At 59.2% G+C, this 20087-nt stretch carries 14 protein-coding genes and 1 pseudogene; 7 read left to right on the top strand and 8 right to left on the bottom strand.

The window, feature by feature from the left end; translation table 11 throughout:
- Nucleotides 1–28: 28 nt before the first annotated feature.
- The 5 genes and pseudogenes from RE428_RS14085 (at nt 29) to RE428_RS14105 (ending at nt 6552) form a co-directional block, all read left to right on the top strand.
- The gene (locus RE428_RS14085; protein WP_004582659.1) at nt 29–1507 is read left to right on the top strand and encodes a leucyl aminopeptidase; all 1479 of its coding nucleotides are present in this window, start codon (nt 29–31) and stop codon (nt 1505–1507) included.
- A 7-nt stretch (nt 1508–1514) separates the two neighbouring features.
- Complete coding sequence (locus RE428_RS14090) at nt 1515–1991, top strand: DNA polymerase III subunit chi (RefSeq protein WP_004582660.1); 477 nt, start codon at nt 1515–1517, stop codon at nt 1989–1991.
- Between the two features lie 152 nt (nt 1992–2143).
- Nucleotides 2144–4992: pseudogene (locus tag RE428_RS14095) on the top strand (valine--tRNA ligase).
- 35 nt (nt 4993–5027) lie between these two features.
- Nucleotides 5028–5933: a ketopantoate reductase family protein gene (locus RE428_RS14100; RefSeq protein WP_004582662.1), complete on the top strand. Its 906-nt coding sequence runs from the start codon at nt 5028–5030 to the stop codon at nt 5931–5933.
- A 55-nt stretch (nt 5934–5988) separates the two neighbouring features.
- Complete coding sequence (locus RE428_RS14105) at nt 5989–6552, top strand: cob(I)yrinic acid a,c-diamide adenosyltransferase (RefSeq protein WP_004582663.1); 564 nt, start codon at nt 5989–5991, stop codon at nt 6550–6552.
- 69 nt (nt 6553–6621) lie between these two features.
- Here the strand turns inward: RE428_RS14105 and RE428_RS14110 are convergent, their stop codons facing one another.
- The 4 genes from RE428_RS14110 to RE428_RS14125 all read right to left on the bottom strand — a co-directional run bounded on the left by RE428_RS14110 (nt 6622) and on the right by RE428_RS14125 (nt 13072).
- Nucleotides 6622–8616 carry a methyl-accepting chemotaxis protein gene (locus tag RE428_RS14110; protein ID WP_227500252.1) on the bottom strand — a complete coding sequence of 665 codons (1995 nt, stop codon included), beginning with the start codon at nt 8614–8616 and terminating at the stop codon, nt 6622–6624.
- Nucleotides 8617–8920: 304 nt separating this feature from the next.
- The gene (ampE, locus tag RE428_RS14115) at nt 8921–9811 is read right to left on the bottom strand and encodes a regulatory signaling modulator protein AmpE (protein ID WP_004582665.1); all 891 of its coding nucleotides are present in this window, start codon (nt 9809–9811) and stop codon (nt 8921–8923) included.
- Complete coding sequence (gene ampD / locus RE428_RS14120; protein ID WP_004582666.1) at nt 9808–10455, bottom strand: 1,6-anhydro-N-acetylmuramyl-L-alanine amidase AmpD; 648 nt, start codon at nt 10453–10455, stop codon at nt 9808–9810. The genes ampE and ampD overlap by 4 nt, the downstream gene beginning before the upstream one ends.
- 160 nt (nt 10456–10615) lie before the next feature.
- Nucleotides 10616–13072, bottom strand: coding sequence for a DUF1631 domain-containing protein (locus RE428_RS14125; protein WP_040882722.1), 2457 nt, complete (start codon nt 13070–13072; stop codon nt 10616–10618).
- Nucleotides 13073–13484: 412 nt separating this feature from the next.
- On the opposite strand from RE428_RS14125, the gene nadC reads away from it, so the two are divergent.
- Together nadC and RE428_RS14135 are read left to right on the top strand one after the other, a co-directional pair.
- Nucleotides 13485–14351 (top strand): carboxylating nicotinate-nucleotide diphosphorylase, encoded by an 867-nt coding sequence (gene nadC / locus RE428_RS14130; RefSeq protein WP_004582668.1) that lies wholly within the window; start codon nt 13485–13487, stop codon nt 14349–14351.
- 388 nt (nt 14352–14739) lie between these two features.
- Nucleotides 14740–17496 (top strand): bifunctional diguanylate cyclase/phosphodiesterase, encoded by a 2757-nt coding sequence (locus RE428_RS14135; RefSeq protein WP_004582669.1) that lies wholly within the window; start codon nt 14740–14742, stop codon nt 17494–17496.
- 84 nt (nt 17497–17580) lie between these two features.
- Here the strand turns inward: RE428_RS14135 and RE428_RS14140 are convergent, their stop codons facing one another.
- The 4 genes from RE428_RS14140 to RE428_RS14155 all read right to left on the bottom strand — a co-directional run bounded on the left by RE428_RS14140 (nt 17581) and on the right by RE428_RS14155 (nt 20077).
- A complete protein-coding gene (locus RE428_RS14140; protein ID WP_227500254.1) occupies nt 17581–17922 on the bottom strand; it encodes a YqcC family protein in 342 nt (113 codons plus the stop codon).
- A gap of 21 nt (nt 17923–17943) precedes the next feature.
- Nucleotides 17944–18735, bottom strand: coding sequence for a ParA family protein (locus RE428_RS14145; RefSeq protein WP_004582671.1), 792 nt, complete (start codon nt 18733–18735; stop codon nt 17944–17946).
- A gap of 83 nt (nt 18736–18818) precedes the next feature.
- Nucleotides 18819–19529: a DnaA regulatory inactivator Hda gene (gene hda, locus RE428_RS14150; protein WP_004582672.1), complete on the bottom strand. Its 711-nt coding sequence runs from the start codon at nt 19527–19529 to the stop codon at nt 18819–18821.
- Nucleotides 19511–20077 carry a CDP-alcohol phosphatidyltransferase family protein gene (locus RE428_RS14155; RefSeq protein ID WP_004582673.1) on the bottom strand — a complete coding sequence of 189 codons (567 nt, stop codon included), beginning with the start codon at nt 20075–20077 and terminating at the stop codon, nt 19511–19513. Before RE428_RS14155 ends, hda begins: the two co-directional genes overlap by 19 nt.
- Nucleotides 20078–20087: the final 10 nt, after the last annotated feature.

Genomic DNA, 20087 nt, shown 5'->3' on the forward strand with positions numbered 1-20087 from the left:
CCATCACGAATCAATCAATGGAGCTGCCATGAAATACACCCTGAACAGTAAATCCCTGGCCGACATCAAAGCTGACTGCCTCGTTGTCTCGGTTCCCGAGAAAGGCGACTGGCCGGCCTCGACCGCTGCCGCCGACGCTGCCCTTAACGGTATGATCAAGGATTTGCAGAAGAATGGGGATATTTCTGGCAAGGCGGGCAGTTCCTTGCTGCTGCCGCTCAGTGGCCAACCCTGGGCTCGCCTGTTGCTGGTCGGATCCGGCAGCGAGTCGCCGCAGACGCCGGCAGGTTATCGCAAGGTCGTGAACGCAGCACTCGGTCGCCTGCAGGACGGCCCGACCAAGCACGCGGTGATTGCCCTGGCAGACAACGACGTGAAGGATCAGGACGAAGCCTGGAAAATCGCCCTGATTTCGCGCGTCGCCGAGGAACAGCAGTATCGGTTCACCGGTTTCAAGAGCACCAAGGCACCCAAACCTGCGCTGGCTCGCATTACCCTTGCCGCCTCCGCCAGCAGCAAGTCGCTTAAAGCAGCACTGGCGACGGGTGAAGCCATTGGCCACGGCATGAGCCTGACCCGGGACCTGGGTAATACGCCGCCCAATGTGTGTCATCCGACTTTCCTGGCCGAGCAGGCAAAGAGCCTCTCCAAGGAATTCGACGTTATCAAGACCGAAGTCCTCGATGAGAAGCAGATGAAGAAGCTGGGCATGAACAGCCTGCTTTCGGTCTCTGCCGGCAGCGACCAGCCCGCCAAGCTGATCGTCATGGAATATCGGGGTGGTAAGGCGAAGGAGAAGCCCCACGTACTGGTCGGTAAAGGTATTACCTTCGACACCGGCGGCATCAGCCTGAAGCCCGGTGAAGGCATGGACGAGATGAAGTACGACATGTGCGGCGCCGCCAGCGTGTTCGGCACCATGCGCGCCCTGGCTGAGATCAAGCCCGCGATGAACGTAATCGGTATCGTTGCTGCCGCCGAGAACATGCCCAGTGGTGGCGCGACGCGTCCCGGCGACATCGTCACCTCCATGTCCGGCCAGACTATCGAGATCCTCAACACCGATGCCGAAGGCCGTCTGGTCCTGTGCGACGCCCTCACCTACGCGGGCAAGTACGATCCGGAGACCGTGCTCGATATCGCGACGCTCACCGGTGCGATCATCATTGCCCTGGGTAAGGAAGCGACCGGTGTATTCAGTAATGATGACGGCGTGGCCGAGCGCATAGCAAAATCGGGTAACCGGGCTTGTGACCGCACCTGGCGGCTACCGATATGGGATGAGTACCAGGCCCAGTTGGACAGCAACTTTGCGGATATGCAGAACATCGGTGGCCGTCCGGCAGGTTCGATCACTGCGGCCTGCTTCCTATCCCGCTTTACCAAGGACTATCGCTGGGCGCACCTGGATATCGCCGGTACCGCCTGGGTATCCGGAAAGGACAAAGGCGCCACCGGTCGTCCGGTACCGCTGCTGGTAGATTACCTGCTGTCCCATCTCCAGTAAGCGGCCCATGTCCAGCAATACCGATAGCCGGCCGGAAGGCCGGCACTGGTTTTACCTCCTGCCCCAGGATACGGAATCGGCGCGCCTGCTCTATGCGGCGCGCCTGACCGACAAAGCCTGGCGCCAGGGTGACCGCATCTGCCTGGTCTGCAATCCTGGCGAACAGGTTGAAGCCCTGGACACCATGCTCTGGCAATTTAGTCCGGAAAGCTTTCTCCCCCACCGGCAACTGGCCTCCAGTAACGAGCCCTGCCCCGAGCGCATCGGTCTGTTCGCAGGCAACCCTGCGCCGGAGGACTGGGACACCGTTATCGTCCTGGGCGAGACGCTCCCTGCCGACGCCGACCGTTTCCAGCGCCTTGCCTTGATTGCCAACAGCAATCCGCAAACGCTCAACCAGGCCCGCGCCCATTTTCGCCAGTTGCGCGAACTGGGCATCGAGGCGCGGGTCCACGACGCCAGACGTGGTGCCCAGCGCGGCTGAAGCCCTGCTTCAAACGCAGCTTAACGGTTCGCCCGCGCGTTGCGCGGCATGTATAATCACGTCCCTCACTTAACACCGGGAACATCTGAAAAGTTCAATCTCCAGATGAAGGTTCCCAGCACTATCTAACCAGGCACGAAGCAGAGTCCTCCATGGAAAAGACCTACCAGCCCGAGAATATTGAGCGTCAGTGGTACCAGAACTGGGAACAGAAGGGTTACTTCCGCCCGCAAGGCGAAGGCGAGTCCTACTGCATCATGATCCCGCCGCCCAATGTCACTGGTAGCCTGCACATGGGCCACGCCTTCCAGCACACCATCATGGATACCCTCACCCGTTTTCGCCGGATGCAGGGCCGTAATGCGCTGTGGCAGGTCGGCACGGATCACGCGGGCATCGCCACCCAGATGGTGGTCGAACGCAAACTGGCGGTAGAAGAGGACAAAAGCCGGCACGACCTGGGTCGGGAAGAATTCATCAAGCGCATCTGGAACTGGAAGGAAGAATCCGGCGGCACCATTACCCGTCAGATGCGTCGCCTGGGCAACTCCGTCGATTGGGACCATGAGCGCTTCACCATGGACGACGGTTTCTACCGCGCCGTACAGGAAGTGTTCATCCGCCTGTACGATGAAGGCCTGATCTACCGCGGCAAACGCCTGGTCAACTGGGATCCGAAACTGCACACCGCCATTTCCGACCTGGAAGTGGAGAACAAGGAAGAGAAAGGCCACTTCTGGCATCTGCGCTATCCGTTGGCGGACGGCGAGAAGACACAGGATGGCAAGGATTACCTGGTGGTTGCCACCACCCGTCCGGAAACCATGCTGGGTGATACCGCGGTGGCGGTTCACCCGACCGACGCGCGTTATCAGCACCTTATCGGCAAGAAGATCCTGCTTCCCCTGGTCAACCGCGAGATTCCCATCGTCGCCGATGAACATGCCGACCCGGAGAAAGGGTCTGGCTGCGTGAAGATCACGCCGGCTCACGACTTCAATGACTACGCCGTGGGTAAGCGCAATAACCTGCCGATGATCAACGTGATGACCCAGGACGCCAACATTCGCAACCTGGCGGAGGTGTTCAACAGCGACGGCACGGAAAACACCGAACTCGACGGCACACTACCTGAGGCCTATGGCGGTCTGACCCGCGAAGACGCACGCAGGCAGATCGTCGCCGATCTCGAGGCCGCAGGCCTGCTCGATCGCGTGGAAGACCACGTTCTTAGCGTTCCCCGGGGTGACCGTTCCGGCCTGATTATCGAGCCCATGCTCACAGACCAGTGGTTCGCCGACGCCAAGACCCTGGCCAAGCCGGCGATCGAGGCGGTCGAGGACGGCCGTATCCAGTTCGTGCCCAAGCAGTACGAGAACATGTACTTCTCCTGGATGCGCGACATCCAGGACTGGTGTATTTCCCGCCAACTCTGGTGGGGCCACCGTATTCCGGCCTGGTACGACGCTGACGGCAACATCTACGTTGGCCGCGACGAGGCGTCGGTGCGCGAGAAATACAATCTGGCTGCCGACTTGCCGCTGGAGCAAGACGAAGACGTACTGGACACTTGGTTCAGCTCCGCGCTGTGGACCTTCGGCACACTGGGCTGGCCAGAAGACACCGAGCGCCTGGCGACATTCCATCCGACCGACGTGCTGGTCACCGGCTTCGACATCATCTTCTTCTGGGTCGCCCGGATGATCATGATGACCATGCACTTCATGAAGGACGAGAACGGCAACCCGCATGTGCCCTTCAAGACCGTCTACGTCACTGGTCTGATCCGTGACGAACAGGGCAACAAGATGTCCAAATCGAAGGGCAACGTGCTTGACCCGCTGGACATGATGGATGGTATCTCCCTGGACGACCTACTCGAAAAGCGCACCGGCAACCTGATGCAGCCTCAGCTGGCGAAGAAGATCGCCAAGCGCACCGAGAAGGAATTCCCGGAAGGCATCAGCGCCCACGGCACCGACGCGCTGCGTTTCACCCTGACCTCCCTGGCCACCACCGGTCGGGACATCAACTGGGACATGAAGCGCCTCGAGGGCTATCGCAACTTCTGTAACAAGCTCTGGAACGCCGCTCGCTATGTGCTGATGAACACCGAAGGGCAGGACTGCGGCGCCAACGACGAGCCGGTTGACCTGTCACTGGCGGATCGCTGGATCATCAGTGCCCTGCAGCGCTGTGAGAAGGAGGTCACGCGTCATTTCGAGCAGTATCGTTTCGACCTGGCTGCGTACGCCATCTACGAGTTCATCTGGAACGAATACTGCGACTGGTACCTGGAGCTGTCCAAGCCGGTGCTGACCGACGATAACGCGTCCGTCGAAGCCAAGCGTGGCACCCGCCGCACCTGGTTCGCGTACTGGAAGCCGTACTGCGTCTTGCGCACCCAATCATTCCCTTCATCACCGAGGAGATCTGGCAGCGGATTGCGCCGCTGGCCGGCAAGTCCGGCGACACCATCATGCTCCAGCCCTACCCTGTGACAGAAGACAGCAAGATCGACGCTGCAGCCGAGGCTGATATCGAATGGCTCAAGGGGGCAATCATCGCCGTACGCAATATCCGGGGTGAAATGAACATTTCCCCGGCGAAGCAGATTCCCGCACTGCTACGCGGCCCCGCTTCCGATCGCGAGCGTATGGACAAGAACCGCTCCTTCCTGGTCTCTCTGGCCAAGCTGGAAAGTCTGGAATGGCTGGGCGACGACGAAGCCCCGATGTCCGCCACACAATTGGTCGGCGATATGGAAGTGCTGGTGCCTATGGCGGGTCTGATCGACAAGTCCGCCGAGCTTGATCGCCTCGACAAGGAACTTGACCGCATCGAGAAGGAGATCAAGCGTCTCGAAGGTAAACTGGGCAACGCCAACTTCACGGCCAAGGCTCCGGCCGATGTCGTAGATAAAGAGAAAGCGAAGCTGGCCGACGCCATTAGCAGCCAGACGCGCCTGCAGGACCAGCGGGCTAAAATCGAAGCAATGTAATCGCCTTCGCATTGCCCATCATGAGCACCGCGCCGATGACACAAGCGATCAAACCCAGGATCCTGATCATCGGTGCGGGCGCCATGGGTCGCCTTTGGGCAGGCTACCTGCAACCCTGTTCAGAGCTCTTTTTCGCCACCCGCACTGCTCAGGCGCCCCGCATCGATTTCGTGTTTTGCGACAGCCACGGCGATAGGCATCGAATCGATATTCCGGTCTGCCGGAATCATGACCTCGCCCCCGACCTGATACTGTTAACGACTAAGGCTCCGGATGCCGAAGCGGCCTTGGTCTCAGCAGAGCAGCTATTGCACCGACGTCGTCCTGTCATCCTGTTCCAGAACGGCATGGGCAGCCAGCAGGCGATTGCCGCCCGCTTCTCATCCGTGCCGATACTGGCTGCCTCCACGACTGAAGGGGCCTACATAGACGCAGCCGGCGAGCTGATCCACGCCGGCCGGGGCCAGACCTGGGTCGGCGCACTCAACGAATGCGCCCACAGCCACGTAGCGACAGCCGCTGAACAACTGGGCCGGTCCGGGCTCGAGGTGAGTGTTGATAAGGACGTCGAAGATCGACTCTGGCAGAAGCTGGCCATCAACGCTGGCATCAACCCCTTTACCGCCCTGCTCGATTGCTCCAACGGTGAGATACTGGGTCACGACTACTTTGAGGAACGCATCGGTGCGGTATGTCATGAAGTCAGCCAATTGATGCATGCCGTTGGCCGTACGGCCCATCCGGAAGAACTGGAAGCCCGGGTTCGCGATGTTGCCCGGCGCACGGCCGCCAACAGTTCGTCGATGCGCCAGGACATCCGTTCTGGTCGGCCGACCGAAGTGGACATGATGAACGGTTTCATCGCCCGCGAATCAGAGAGTCTCGGTTTGCCCGCGCCGGTAAACCGTGCGTTGACCGAGGCCGTAAAAGCCCTGCGTTAGGACACCGATTTCCAGACTACCGATCTCCAGATCACTGACTTAATAGGACGCCAAGATGGGTTATCGACTCTCAAAGATCTACACACGTACCGGTGACGACGGGTCAACCGGACTTGCCGATGGCAGTCGCATTGCCAAGAATGCCCAGCGCGTCGACGCCATGGGCACGGTGGATGAACTGAACTGCCAGATCGGTGTGCTTATCGAATATCTGGCCAACGAGGCGGAACTGGCCGAGGTGCTGCGTCGTATCCAGCACCACTTGTTTGATCTCGGTGGCGAATTTGCCGTCCCCGGCAGCCAAATCATCGGCGACGGGCACATCGAGTGGCTGGAGCAGACGCTGGATCAGTGGAACGAGAACCTGCCGCCGTTGAAGAACTTCATCTTACCTGGTGGTCGGCGCGACGCTGCCCATTGCCACCTGGCCCGGGCCATCTGCCGGCGTGCGGAGCGCGTAGTCGTAGCGCTGGGCCACGAGGATTCCATCAACATGGCATCGCGGCATTACCTCAACCGGCTATCGGATCTGTTGTTCGTATTTGCCCGGGTACTGGTGAGAAAAGAGGGTGGAGAGGAAGTGCTATGGTCACCCACGCCCAAACCTGACGCTGAGTAAACCAGGTAGCCGATAAAAAGGCGGAGTCATCAAACTCCGCCTTTTCTTGTTTGAACCGTAAACGCCGCTCTAGACCCGGAAAGAACCCACCAGTTGCCGCAATTCAGCGGTAAGGTCGGACATTTCACGGGACGCTTCCAGAGTTTCCTTCGCATTGTCTGCAGTAGTGTGACCCAGCTCGGTGATCTGCTCGACGTTAGTGTTGATGTTCTTGGCCACGGCGGACTGTTCTTCTGAAGCCTGCGCAATCTGGTGACTCATATCCACGATGGTCGAGATACCGGCCAGGATTTTCTCCAGCGCCTGGGTCACTTCGGATGATTTCTCCACCGTGGCATCGGTGACCTCGTGGCTGTTGGTCATCGCCTTGACCGCTTCCTTCACGCCATCCTGGAGTCGACCGATCATTTCCTCGATGTCTTCGGTCGACTTATGCGTACGCTGGGACAGCGAGCGAACCTCGTCAGCTACGACCGCGAAGCCGCGCCCCTGATCACCGGCCCGTGCGGCTTCGATGGCGGCATTCAACGCAAGCAGGTTCGTTTGTTCAGCAATCGCCTTGATCTCCACCAGCACCTGGCTGATGCTGTCGCTGTCAGCGCTGACGCGGTTGATAACATCCACTGCGCCTCTGATCTCCGCCGCCAGACGATGGATGGTATCGACACTCTCGGCTACAACCTGACGCCCCTTATCGGCATCCCGCTCGGCATGGGTAGCGGAATCGGACGCCCGTTGGGCGCTCTCGGCCACTTCCTGCACGGTGTCGACCATCTGATGCATGGCATCGGAAATCTGGTCAGTCTCCTGCATCTGGCGGGAAACCGCTTCGCTATTGGCAGATGCGGTATCGTTGACACGCACGGCCTGGCCGTCGACATCGCCCGTGGTTCGGCTGACGGACCGGATCAATTCCGCCATCTTCGAGGTCATGTTGTTGAACTCGCTGGTTAGCGCCCCCAGCTCGTCACGGTTCTGTAGGTCGATACGAACGGTCATGTCACCATCAGCCACCTTGCGCGCCGCACGGCCGAACTGGGTGATGGCCATTTTCACGGACATGAAGAACCCCAGGTAGAGGTAGACGATTATCGCCAGCACCACGCCCAACGCCAGGAAGATAATCAGCCGCTGATGGCTTTCGGTATCGAGCCGACTCGCAAGATTGGCTCCCACGGCGTCGAATATGTGGGTCTGGAGCGCAAAGTGCCGCTCCAGCTCCGCATTCACCAGCTCGTCGAACTCCTGCCAGGGCATTTCCAGCCGGTAAGGCGTGATGACGTTAACATCGAGAGCGTCGCGTACAGTGAGACTGCTTTGGACAACGGCGTTAGCCAGGTCCGCATGCTGGTTAAGCGCCTCGGAAGAACTCAAGCCGACCTGGAGTTCGGATTCCAGGCGACTGTGCAAGTTTGTGAGGCGATCGAACAGCTCGTTCATGGCGTCCGCCAGGGCGTAACCTACCTGCCCCTGGGCCAGGCTATAGATGGCAAACGCCCGGACCTGCCCCTGGGCGCTCATGGAGTCATGGAGGGAAGTCGTACCCAGTTCCAGGAGCAGTTGATTCTCGGGTAACGGGTCTTGGGCCAGACCGGATACTTTCAGCGTCGACGCCAGTAATGAGCGGGCCTTCTGAACGAACTCCTGATAGTACTTGAACTGGGGATCGATGTTGCTCTGGAAGATATCTTCGCTCTTGAGGGTTTCCCACTCCTGTTGCAAGGCTTCCACCTGGGCAGTCCAGCCACCGCTGGCATCGAAGCTCACTTCGGCGCCCAACAGACTCTCAAAAGACGCGTCGATAACGGCCCGGGCCTCGGCACTCTTGGCGAGCACAGCCTCATCGTTAGTCATCTTCCCCACGGAACGGTAGTCACGGTAAGCGTAGGCCGCCCGGACCAGGGCGTTAGCCTCCCGGAACTGCTCCAGACCTTCGGCCTCGCGATCAATAGCGGCTATGGAGTTATTGAGCTGACTGACAAGTAGATAGGACAAGCCGCCGATCGGCAGAAGGAAAAGAACACTGATCAGGCTGAACTTGTAGATCATTGGCAGCCTGTTCATCAACGCAACTGCAGGATACAAAAGTTGCTTCACTGATCCCCCTTAATGCTCAGTGCCTGCGGCCGTTTTATAGACCTAGTTGTTTTTATTGCCTGCCCCCGGTGCCGTGGTGTTAAGCCCGGAGCAGAAACGAGCACATCGCCCTCCCTGACGTGAATTTCATGAACGTACTTATTATGTCGCCAGGGTCTTCAAAAACTTGAGGTCGACTTCGTTTGTTTATTGTTATTGGTCGAGCCGGTTGCCTGCGCTCCACGGCTTCCAACGCTGCATGAACGAGAGCTTTTAGTCTTGCGACATCCTCTTAAGTGAAGACGCCACCAATGGCAAATAGCGCCAAAGCGCAAATCCAGACCAGCATGCTGCGATTGAGCAGGTCTCGCACGGCCCGCAGGCTGCGCTCACCGTAATCCGGCCACTCGTCGGGATGCGTCGAGGCAAAGCGTTCTGGATCAAGAGAATAACTGGAAAGCGCCCCGTTGGCACCCAAGAACAGCAGATCTCTCGACCTGATACCCGGATTTAGCAACTTTTTACGAGTTTGACGCAGCCAACCGCTCAAATCGCCAGCGATACCAAAGCTGAAGCTCAACAGGCGGGCAGGTATCCAGGCCATCAGGGAAACCATGCGGGCACACGGGTGCCGCGTTGCGGGGTGCGGCCAGTGGTCGCGCCAGGCCAATGCCAGCCGCGCCCAGACCAAGCCAGCAGGCCCCAAGAGCACGTACCAGAAGATGAGGAAGAAATACCGCTCGAAGACCACAAGGATGAACTGTCGGGCCAGGGAGCGATGCAGTTGCTCCGGTGCCGAGGCCGAGCCACGCTCCTCGGCGGAAATAAGATGATTGACGTGATGCCAGGCGGCCTGGGCATCTCCACGGCGCCAGGCTTCGCCGTAGGCCCGCATCGGGTTGCGCCAGCCTGGAACGCCCATGGCGAAGACCAGCAATACCAGATCCAAGGGCCAGGTCAGCATCCACCAGCTACTGCGACTGAGTCCAATATCCACTGCCGCAACCAGCACGACGCATGCGATCATTAGGAGGAATGGCACTACCGGTCGCGATTCCCGTCCCGCCTCGACACCGGGGGCATGGGCCAGGAGACGACGAAATACCGGGTCCGAGCCGGATTCCTGGGAGCCATCCAGCAGCCGACGTACTCCGTAGGCGATCAGCAGTACGACAAAACTCATTGTGAGCGACCCACGCCGTTCGCCGGAGCATCCTGAGCTTCCAGGAGAGCCTCGAAAAAGGTAGGCCAACTGAAAGCGGGGCCTGGATCGGTCTTGCGGCCTGGGGCGATGTCGCTGTGGCCTGTCATCCGCTCCTGACTGATCCGCGGCCAACGCTGCATCAGTGCCCGTGCTATCCGCGCCAGGGTCAGGTATTGCTCGGGCTCGTAGGGGATATCGTCGGCGCCTTCGAGCTCAATGCCAATACTGAAGTCGTTACACTCCTCTTCCCCCTGGAAACTGGAGCGACCGGCGTGCCACGCCCGATCGAGAAAGGAGACGAACTGGACGCACTCCCCATCCCGCCGTACCAGGGCGTGAGCGGAAACCTTCATTTCGCAGATCTGCTGAAAATAGGGGTGCTCCTCCGCGTCGAGCCGGTTGCAGAAGAAGCGCTCGATGGCGTCCCCGCCAAACTGCCCGGGCGGCAGGCTGATGTTGTGGACCACGAGGAGGGAAATGGACGCATCGTTCGGGCGGACGCCGAAATTCGGTGAAGGACAATGCCTGGCGCCCTCAAGCCAGCCGGCTTCGTCGATCGAGAACGCGTGTGGATAGTGCTCGGAAATCAAGATGCTTCCATCAAAGCCGTCTAGCGGACCCATCACAATACCGCTGCATGAATCCCACTGTCTTTTATTGTTCCGATCGGGTCAGAGGCGCCCGATTCAGCCCGCAATTTTACGATGATTGAAGCACAAAGCAACGGAAGTGGCCATTCAGGGAGACTCGGCGAGGCCCCAACGCGAGCCCCGCCGAAGGCGATCAATCGCGCCGGCTGTGACGCAAATTGTCGATGATGGATTCCAGTGCCCGGTCGAAGATCAAGCCATCATCCAGCATGCTGACTTCACCGGTGGAGAGCGCTTTTGCCACGTCGTCCAGACTGTATTCAGACACCTTTGCGCCGTTGCGGTTGACGAAGATGTACTTACCGGTCGCCTTGATAATCGCGGCAAGCTTACAACGCGTCTTCTGACCATCGCTGAGCAGTTCCACCCAGGAGCCAACCCGCAGTTTCTCAGCGGTCTCGATCCAGCGCGGGTCCACGCCGGGAATCCTTGCCTCTGCTTGCACCGGTGCGGCCTGCACTTCGACCCTGGCTTTCGCAGGAGCCTCTTCCGTCGAACGGACGCCGACTTCTCCCACCTGCTGGGGCTCCGCCTGCGTGGGCGTCGCGTCAGACTCGGGCTGGCGCCTGGCCTGAACTTCACGGAATTCGGCTGCAGCCAGGGCCGCCAATTCGTCGTGCGGGATTGTCGAGCGGGCGTGCGCAGGCTCTCCAGTGACATCCGATGCACGTGTATTGGCGGCCGGTTTATCCACTACGGGTACTTCGGGGGCCGGCGTCTCGAGGGCCAGTTGCTGGAGTGCATCGACGTGGGCCAGTTCAAGGTCCCGAATCATCGCATCGCTGGCAAACGGGTCCCAGGAGATGCTATGCAACCCCTTGCGCAGGTTGTCCACGATGGCCGGAATCCGGCGCAACAGTTCGCCTCGCGTTTCTTCAGTGACCGGCTGCGGGTCGACGCTCCATACCAATTGCTCAGCAAGTTTGGCGGACTTTTTCCAATTGTTGCTATCTTCGCCTTCACGCAGGTAGAAGAATTGCAGGACCTTGGACCAAGGTTCGCCAAGCAGCTTCTCCACCACCGGCGGCAGTTGACGATCACGGGTTACCGTTTCCAGCACTTCCGTGGCGGCGGCACGGGCCCGCTCCTGACGTGCACGTCCTTCCTCGGCATCGCGCAGTCGCTGTTCAACCAACTCCCGGCGGCGACGATCCAGGTCCATGAAATGGCTGAATTCCTCCAGAAGTTCGGAGAAGATATCGACATTGTCGGTAAAGTCGCCCAGCAAGCGATCGGCAACGGCCTGGATCTTGTCGCGCAGGGGATCACGCTGGCCTTCTGCTTTCTCGTTCCAGCCGATACCCGCCATGGCCAGTTCGTTGAGGAGCTTGCGGGCCGGATGGCCACCGCGATTGAAGAAGCTGCGATCCAGCAAGGCCACCTTGAGGATCGGGATCTGCAGGCGCCCAATGATGGTCTTCATCTGCGGCGGAAGCTGGCGATCCTCCAGGATAAAGTCGAACAGCATCGTCACCAGGTTGACCACATCCGCATCCACCTGGTTCAGCGAGCCCATACCCTGCCCGCGGCGAGCCAGCAGCGATTCCACCTGCTGTGTCAGGTTGCTGGAAGACACCGACTGGCCGGTGGAGGAAGAGGCGCCGGTAGCATCGGCGCGGCGTTGAAGCAACGCCAGGTATTTCATCAGGTCAGTCGTATTGAGCGCGCCGGCACCCTGGCCGGCGGAGACCTGGCCCGAGCCTACCGAATCATCACTGCCCGGTGCGCTATGCAACAGCGCGGAAAGTTCGGAGAACGTAGCATCACTACCTTCGCTCCCTTCTCCTGCAGCACCTACAGCATCGCCAGCTTCGGAGATCTCACCGGAGGACTGATGCTCCGACGGGGGCACCTGCCCGCGAGCCGTAGCAGCGTTGCCATTCACACCGGCGCCGCTGATCGGCGGTCGCTTCATGTCAGGCAGCACGCCGCTCTTGATCAGCAGGGTGTTGGCATCCCGGTAGAGGCTGTCGAGCCGGGTAATAAAGAGCTTGTCGAACAGCTTGAGCACGACCAGCTTGGCGCGGATATCGATATCCAGATCGTTACAGGCTTCCTGCAGGCCGCTGCAGATCACCTCCGGACTGAGCGGCATCTGACGGTCTTCCAGATTCACCTTCGGAGCCAGGTGCTGGAAGCGACTGACCAGCATCCGGATGGATTCCAGGTGCCGGTTACGCAACTTGGTGGTGAGGTTGTCGATAGCGACCTGCTGTTCGAGGTCCCCATGGTCCAGCAGGCTCAGGCTATCCTGATCCACCTCGGTCAAACCACCGGAACGGGGCTGTGGATCGAAGGAACCGATTTCGTTGAATGCGCGAGCGACCCATTGCAGCATGGAGAGGGTCATGGACTTACGGCGCAGGCGCAGTTCGCGCATCGCGTCGAAGTAGGCGGTCTGGTCCTGATTGGTGCCCGCCTTGTCGGCCATGTTGAACAGGGCATCGTCGGCACTATCGAAGAATTCGGTGAGTTCCTTACGCAGGGCCTGACCAGAATAATCGCGAAGGCGAATCAAGGCCGTCGGAAGCGCGAATGCGCTTTCCACCGCTCCCTTCCGCAAGCTTACGACACGATTGTCAGTGCTCATTGAGATTGCCCCCGAGACGTTCTTCGTCACTACTACTCGCCACTTCCGGGGTGGCCCCGAGCCTGTCCGCACAGGCCTTGAAACCCGCTTTGACGTTTTTCCGGATTTCACATTAGTTTACAAGCATGTCTGCATCATAGGCTGTTTCTGCGTCATCTTGTGTCAGGTTTTGTCACCGATTGTGTTCGAGGGAACCAGTTCACAATTCCTGATGATTTACCCGTCAGTCAATCAGTTGCGGGAAGCTGGTTATGACGCTCCCGACTACATTAGGTTGACGCATTGCGTCACCCTCACCTGGCGTCGAATCCATGTTGACAAGTGCAAATACTGTCGTCTTTTGGGTTGGCCCTGCCCTCATCAGTCAGTAAACTTGCCCTGATTTTCACCATCCCGGAGTCTCCCCAAGCCAATGACCGCCTTCACTAGCCAACAGCTCAGCCACTCACGCAGCCAGGCGGTCGCCCTGAGCCTTCAAGAAGACGTCGGCAGCGGCGATATTACCGCCCAGCTTATTCCTGCCGAACGTCAGGCATCGGCCCGGGTCATTACCCGTGAGAAGGCCGTTATCGCCGGGCGAGCCTGGGTCAACGAGGTCTTCCGACAGGTGGACGCAAGCGTTGATATCGAATGGTTCTGTCAGGACGGCGATCGGGTGGAGCCCGACCAGGTATTGTTCGCAGTTAAAGGTGACGCCCGCAGCCTGCTTACTGCAGAACGCTGCGCCCTCAACTGGTTACAGACGCTGTCCGGCGTTGCCACCCGCTGCCGGCAGTACGCCGATAGCGTGGCACATACCGGCGTGCGGCTGCTGGATACCCGTAAAACCCTACCGGGCCTGCGCCTGGCGCAGAAATACGCCGTCACCTGTGGCGGCTGCTACAACCACCGAATCGGGCTGTACGATGCCTTCCTGATCAAGGAAAACCATATTGCCGCCTGCGGCTCCATCGGCGATGCCGTCGCCGCCGCACATCGAATTGCGCCGGGTAAGCCGGTGGAAATCGAGACAGAAAATCTCGATGAATTCCGCCAGGCGCTCACCGCCGGCGCAGACATTATCATGCTCGACGAATTCTCCCTGGCGGATATACGCCAGGCCGTAAGGGAAAATCAGGCTGCCGGCGAGAACGGACATCAGGCGAAAATCGAAGCTTCCGGTGGTATCAACGAAACTACCCTGATACCTGTCGCCGAGACGGGAGTGGACTATATTTCATTAGGAACCCTCACCAAGGACCTCGAGGCGGTCGATCTTTCACTTCGGCTTTCTATGTAACCATCATGCTGACACGTCGTCCCGCAACCCGCTGGATTACAGATGGTAACCGTTATTAAGGAGGTTACCGCGGCAATTCGGGATACGCTGTTGAGGCGAGCGTGATAGCCATAGAGCGTGGCTACATTGGAAGAATGTGAGCAACCGATGGAAGCATGTGTACACCGATCAGGCGTAATTACACCCATACACGTGTAACGCATCGGAAAACTGGAGTCGGGTGGCGTACCAGCGCTGGCCGGATTGCCCTTGTATAGAGCGCCCTCGTCACGCATCTAGTGCACAGGCAGGCGCGAAAAAAAAGGCGAGAGGTTCCGTGCTACGGCGCTATGGTTGAATTCTGGCATCAGGACGCAAGACCCCATTATGTTCCAGGGAAGGGTTTCCGTTGAACGCTCTCTCACGCTTCGTTGACTCCGGCAAGGCCATGCTCGCCTACGGACTGACTGCCGCGGGCATACTCGCGCTTGCGCTGGTCAGCCTGCAACTCCCTACGCAGGTCGACACTATTTCCGTGGCCTGGCTGCCTTCGGGCCTGGCACTGGCGCTTCTGCTACTGAGAGGGCGCCGGGCGATCCTGCCGATTCTGGTGGCGCTGTTTGTTGCGGGCCTGGTCCATGTCTACCAGTCCGCAGAAAATGACCCGACCCGCTCCCTGGACATTTTCCTGGCGGTTTTCCTCTCTTATGCCCTGGCGCCATTAACGGCGTACTGGGTCTTCTGGCAGGCCTCGCGCGGTCGCAATCCGCTTTCCGACTATCTGGGCTTTATCTGGCTCCTGGGTGCCATCACCGTCGCTTCCCTGGCGGCTGCCCTGCCGATTACTTACCTGGCGGCACAAACCGCAGTCCAGGGCAGCACGCCGATTAATGAGGTCCTGCTGCTCACCTGGTTCTCCCATGCTCTCGGCACCCTTACGGTTTGCCCCTTGATCCTGAGCCTGGTACGTGAACCCATGGTTGCCCGCCTGTTCTACCGGCCGCTGGAGTGGATTCTCTGGACCGCGGGGCTCCTGTTTATCGTAGGCATGACCCTGTATGACGTGATGCAGGCCCTATTCCTGCTGCTACCGCTGATGACCTGGTCGTCGACTCGCTTCTCGTTGAGCGGCAGCATGATGGCGATCACGGTGGCAACATTCGTCGCCCTTGCCTGCGTCTTCCTGCAGACAGACCCGAACGCCGCCAAAGCGATCGACACGCTGCTGGGCGAAACTCTGATCGTCGCTATCGCAGGCACGTGCTGCTATGTACGCGTGCTCCTGGCGGACCGTGAACGCGTGGAGAACAGCCTGGAGACCACAGTCGAGGAGCGCACCCGGGAGCTCCAGCTCACCAATTTCGAGCTCAAGGACGAAATCTTTATCCGCGAGCAGGCGGAGAAATCCTTCCGGCGCTCGTCGCGTCATTTCCGAGCCCTGTTCGAGAACACCAGCAATCCGATCATTGTGGTAGACCGCGATACGTCGATACGGCAGTGGAACAACGCCGCGGAGACCCTGTTTGGCTATAGTCGCGACGAGGCGTTGGACCGCAACCTGCTGGAAACCTTCATTCCCCTGGAGCAACGGGATGAGCTGGCGTGGAAGATCACAAAGGTATTGACCACTGGGCTCACCCGCGACCAGATCGAGACCCGCGTAAACAGTTTTGATGGCACCAGTCACACGATCCTCTGGAATATCAACCGCCTCCAGGAAGAGGACGAAGACACGCCGGTCCAAATCATCCTAATCGGCCAGGATATTTCCGAGATCCGCGAAACCCAGAACCAGCTCCACTACCTGGCTCACTATGACGTCCTGACCGATACTGCCAACCGGCGACTGTTCGAGGACCGCTGCCGTCAGGCCATCGCCAGCGCACTGCGCCACGGCCACTACTGCGCCCTGATCGCGCTGGACGTTGACCACTTCAAGCGCATCAACGACACCCTCGGCCACGATGCCGGCGACGAATTGCTGCAGGAACTGGCTCGCCGCCTACAGAATAACGTGCGGGAGGAAGACACTATCGCCCGACTCGGTGGTGATGAATTCGCCATCCTGCTGAACCAGGTCAACGGTGCAGATGGCTGCGAGAAAGTCGCCCGCGGTATCCTCAACGCCATTACCGAGCCTGTTCGCGTGCCCAGCGGCGAGCTGGTGATCACCTCCAGTATCGGCATCACCTTGGCGCCGCTGGATGGTAAGACCTACGACGACCTGCTGAAGAATGCGGACATGGCGATGTACCGCGCAAAAAAAGCTGGACGCAACAATATCCAGTTCTTTAGCCGGGACATGAACGAGGAAATGCAACGGCAAATGGCCCTGGAGCGCGAACTGCGCGAGGCCATTCGTGAGGGCCAGCTGGATCTCTATTACCAGCCGATGATCAATGCCCGTTCGGGTCGCATCGTCGGGCTGGAAGCGCTGCTGCGGTGGAATCACCCGACTCGCGGCCTGCTGGCACCTAACGATTTTCTCGATGTCGCCGAGCAGACGGGCCAGCTACAACAGCTTGGGGAATGGGTCTGTCACAACGCCTGCCTGCAGGCCCGGGCGATCCAGGCCATGAGCCCGGCGCCGATCACCGTAAGCATCAACCTGTCATCGCGCCAGTACAATCATCCGCAATTGGCCTCTCGCCTGCAGCGCATTATTGGCGACACTCACCTTGATCCCAGCCTGCTGGCCCTCGAGATCGATGAACGCGTACTCAGCGATCGGCTGGACGAGACAGCCAGAACCCTTGAGCGCCTCAAGAAACTGGGCATCGGCCTGATACTGGATCGCTTCGGCAGTGGCCTGTCGTCCCTGCGCCTGTTACGCGAACTGCCCTTCGACCAGGTTAAGATCGACAAGGACCTGTTGCAGCAGGCCCCGACGGAAGAGAATACGGCGGCGATCGTGCACACCCTGATCAACCTGGCTCGCCAGCTCTCGCTAACCGTCTCCGCATCCAGCGTGGAAACGGCGGAAGAGGATAGCTTCATGCGCAGTGCCGGCTGTCACCTGATGCAGGGTCACCGCTTCTGTCCGCCCTTACCAAGTTCAGGCCTGGGTACTTTGTTCGACGAGGTCAGTAAAGGGCGGCAGCTGTTGCCGGAAGACCAGTACTCCCTGCCCCTGCGACACCACAATCCAAACGACCGCAACCACTAATCGCGGCAGATCACGCAGGCATTGGCTTCATGGAGGCCATTAGTCGAGAGGCCGCTGGTCATACCGGGCAATAGTCGCGAAGAACTACTGCCCACCGGAAAGTAGGGCATCGATCCGGGCAAGTTCGTTGATGACCACCTTGCCGGAGGCATCCTCCTGGCGGAAGAATTCCTCGGCCATAGGCGCAATGCCGGAGACCGCGGGAAGTGCCATATCCTCTTCGATCAGGTACTTCATGCGAGGCAGGAACATGAATTGGAGCCACTGGGGAAAAGACAGGGTGTCCACACAGAATGGCTGGCTGCTTTCCAGAGCTTCAGGCGCTGGTGGCTCCGAATCCCAGTAGTCGAGCCGACGTAGTTCGGTTTCGATGGCAAGCAGGCCGTCGGCAATGTACGCCGCCTGCGTCACTTGATACTTCGTCAAACGGATTCCCCCAGCCGAAACCTATAAAGGCTCGGCTTCCACTTTTTCGCCATTAAGCAGGCGATACAGGTTCATGTACTGACGGGTCAGGTTGTGTTTCGGCGCAAAATGCACCAGAGGCTGACGCGCCTGATGGGATTCTCGCATCTTCACGGAACTCGATAAACGCACGGAGAGGATCGGTAGCCCTTCTTCCACCAACTCCTGCACCAGTTGCTTCGGAAGACTCGCGCGTGCCTGAAACTGGTTGGCGACAATACCTTCGACCACCAGGTCCGGGTTGTGGTCTTCTTGCAGATCCTGGATCTCGCCGAGGATGCTGTATAGCGCCTGACGCGAGAAATCGTCACAATCAAATGGAATCAGGCATCGTTGGGCAGCAATCAGGGCCGAACGTGTGTAGAAGTCCAGCGCCGGCGCGGTATCGATGTAGATCTCGTCGAAATTCTCCCCCAGCTTCTTGAGGGCTTCGCGCAGCTTGTAGATTTTGTGCTTGGCTTCGAGCTTACGCTCGAGGAAGTCCAGCTCCGGACTTGAAGGCATGACGAACAGGTTGGGGAACGGCGTGGCATGTACGAATTCGTCAGGGCGCCGGTTGAATACCGAGAAAGAGACCGTCTGCTCCAGCAAATCGGCCACCGTATCCTTCAACTCCTCGGCCCGCTTGCCCAGCAGGTACTGGGTGGAATTCCCCTGCGGATCGAGATCGACCACCAGTGTTCGCTTACCTTCGGCCGCCGTAATGGCCGCCAGGTTGCAGGTGATACTGGATTTGCCAACACCGCCTTTCTGGTTGAACACGACTCGTCTCATGATGTCCTCGTCCTTTTATTCTCGGGCTGGTTGTATTTCAGCCCTCAATCCCGATCGTCGTCCTATCGCCAATTACCGGCCTATCACCAGCCCATCACCGACTTCACGAACGGAATGGTAAGGCGACGCTGCTCCCGGAGTGAATCTTCGTCGAGACGCTCCAGGATGGCGAGAAGTTCGCCGGTGTGGCGTGGCGCACGACGGAGGATAAAGCGGCTGACATCCTCCGGCAGGAACAGGCCACGACGCTCGGCGCGCCTTCCAAGAATAAGCAGGCGATCCTCATCCCGAGGTAGACCCAACTGTATAACCACACCGTGCTGCAAGCGAGATGCCAGATCGCCCAGCATGATCTCCAGCCGCGCGGGTGGCTCCAGGGCACTCAGGATCAACTGGTGACCATTGTCCAGCATACGGTTGAACAGATGAAACAGCGCTTCTTCCCAGTGCGCATTACCCGCGACCGCTTCAATATCATCCAGACAAACCCGCTCGAACGCTTCCATGCCCTGCAGAACCTGAGGCCCAAGCGATGCGAGCTCCCCCAGGTTCAGGCAAAGGGCCGAAAGGCCGCGATGTTCGCTATGGTGACAGACTGCCTGCAACAAATGGCTCTTGCCGGTACCGCTATCGCCACATACGACGATCACCGGCAGCGTGTTATCTTCCGACAAGGCCTTCAGTTTTTCCGCTGCCGGCGCATTTCGTTCACCGAGAAAATTGGCGAATGTCGCATCGTCGCGCAATCGCACGCCCAGCGTTAGCTGAGCCCCTTCTAGTGTGTTGCCAGCCATGCGCGACGGGTCCAGACAAGAATGTAATGGAGGCCGCTGGCGAGCGCCGTTGCAGCCACGAGCCAGATGCCGCCTGGAATTACCCATGGCTGCATCGGATAGCCTGCCAGGTAGACCACGATCGCAAGTACGACCAGTATCTGCACCAGCGTATTGAGCTTGCCCAGCATGCTCGGCTGCATATCAAAGCGCCCGATAAAATAATGATAGGCAAGCCCTCCGGAAACAATGACCAGATCACGCCCGATCACCAGTAGAAAAAGCCAGAGCGGAAGTACGCCCGTCAATGTGAGCATGAGATAGGATGTGATGAGTAGGGCCTTGTCCGCCAGCGGATCAGCAATGGCTCCGAGACGGGATTTCCAATCGAAGTGACGCGCAAGGTAGCCATCGAATCCGTCCGAGGCAGCAGCAATCAGGAAAACCAGTAAGGCCGAACGGTACTCCTCGTCGTACAGGGATACGGCAAAAGGAATGATCAGCAACACCCGCAGAAAGGTGAGTGCGTTTGGAATCCAGCGCCAGCGATTGACGTCCGTCACCTGCAACTCTCCGCTT

It is taken from the genome of Marinobacter nanhaiticus D15-8W, from assembly GCF_036511935.1.
Lineage (GTDB): Bacteria > Pseudomonadota > Gammaproteobacteria > Pseudomonadales > Oleiphilaceae > Marinobacter_A > Marinobacter_A nanhaiticus.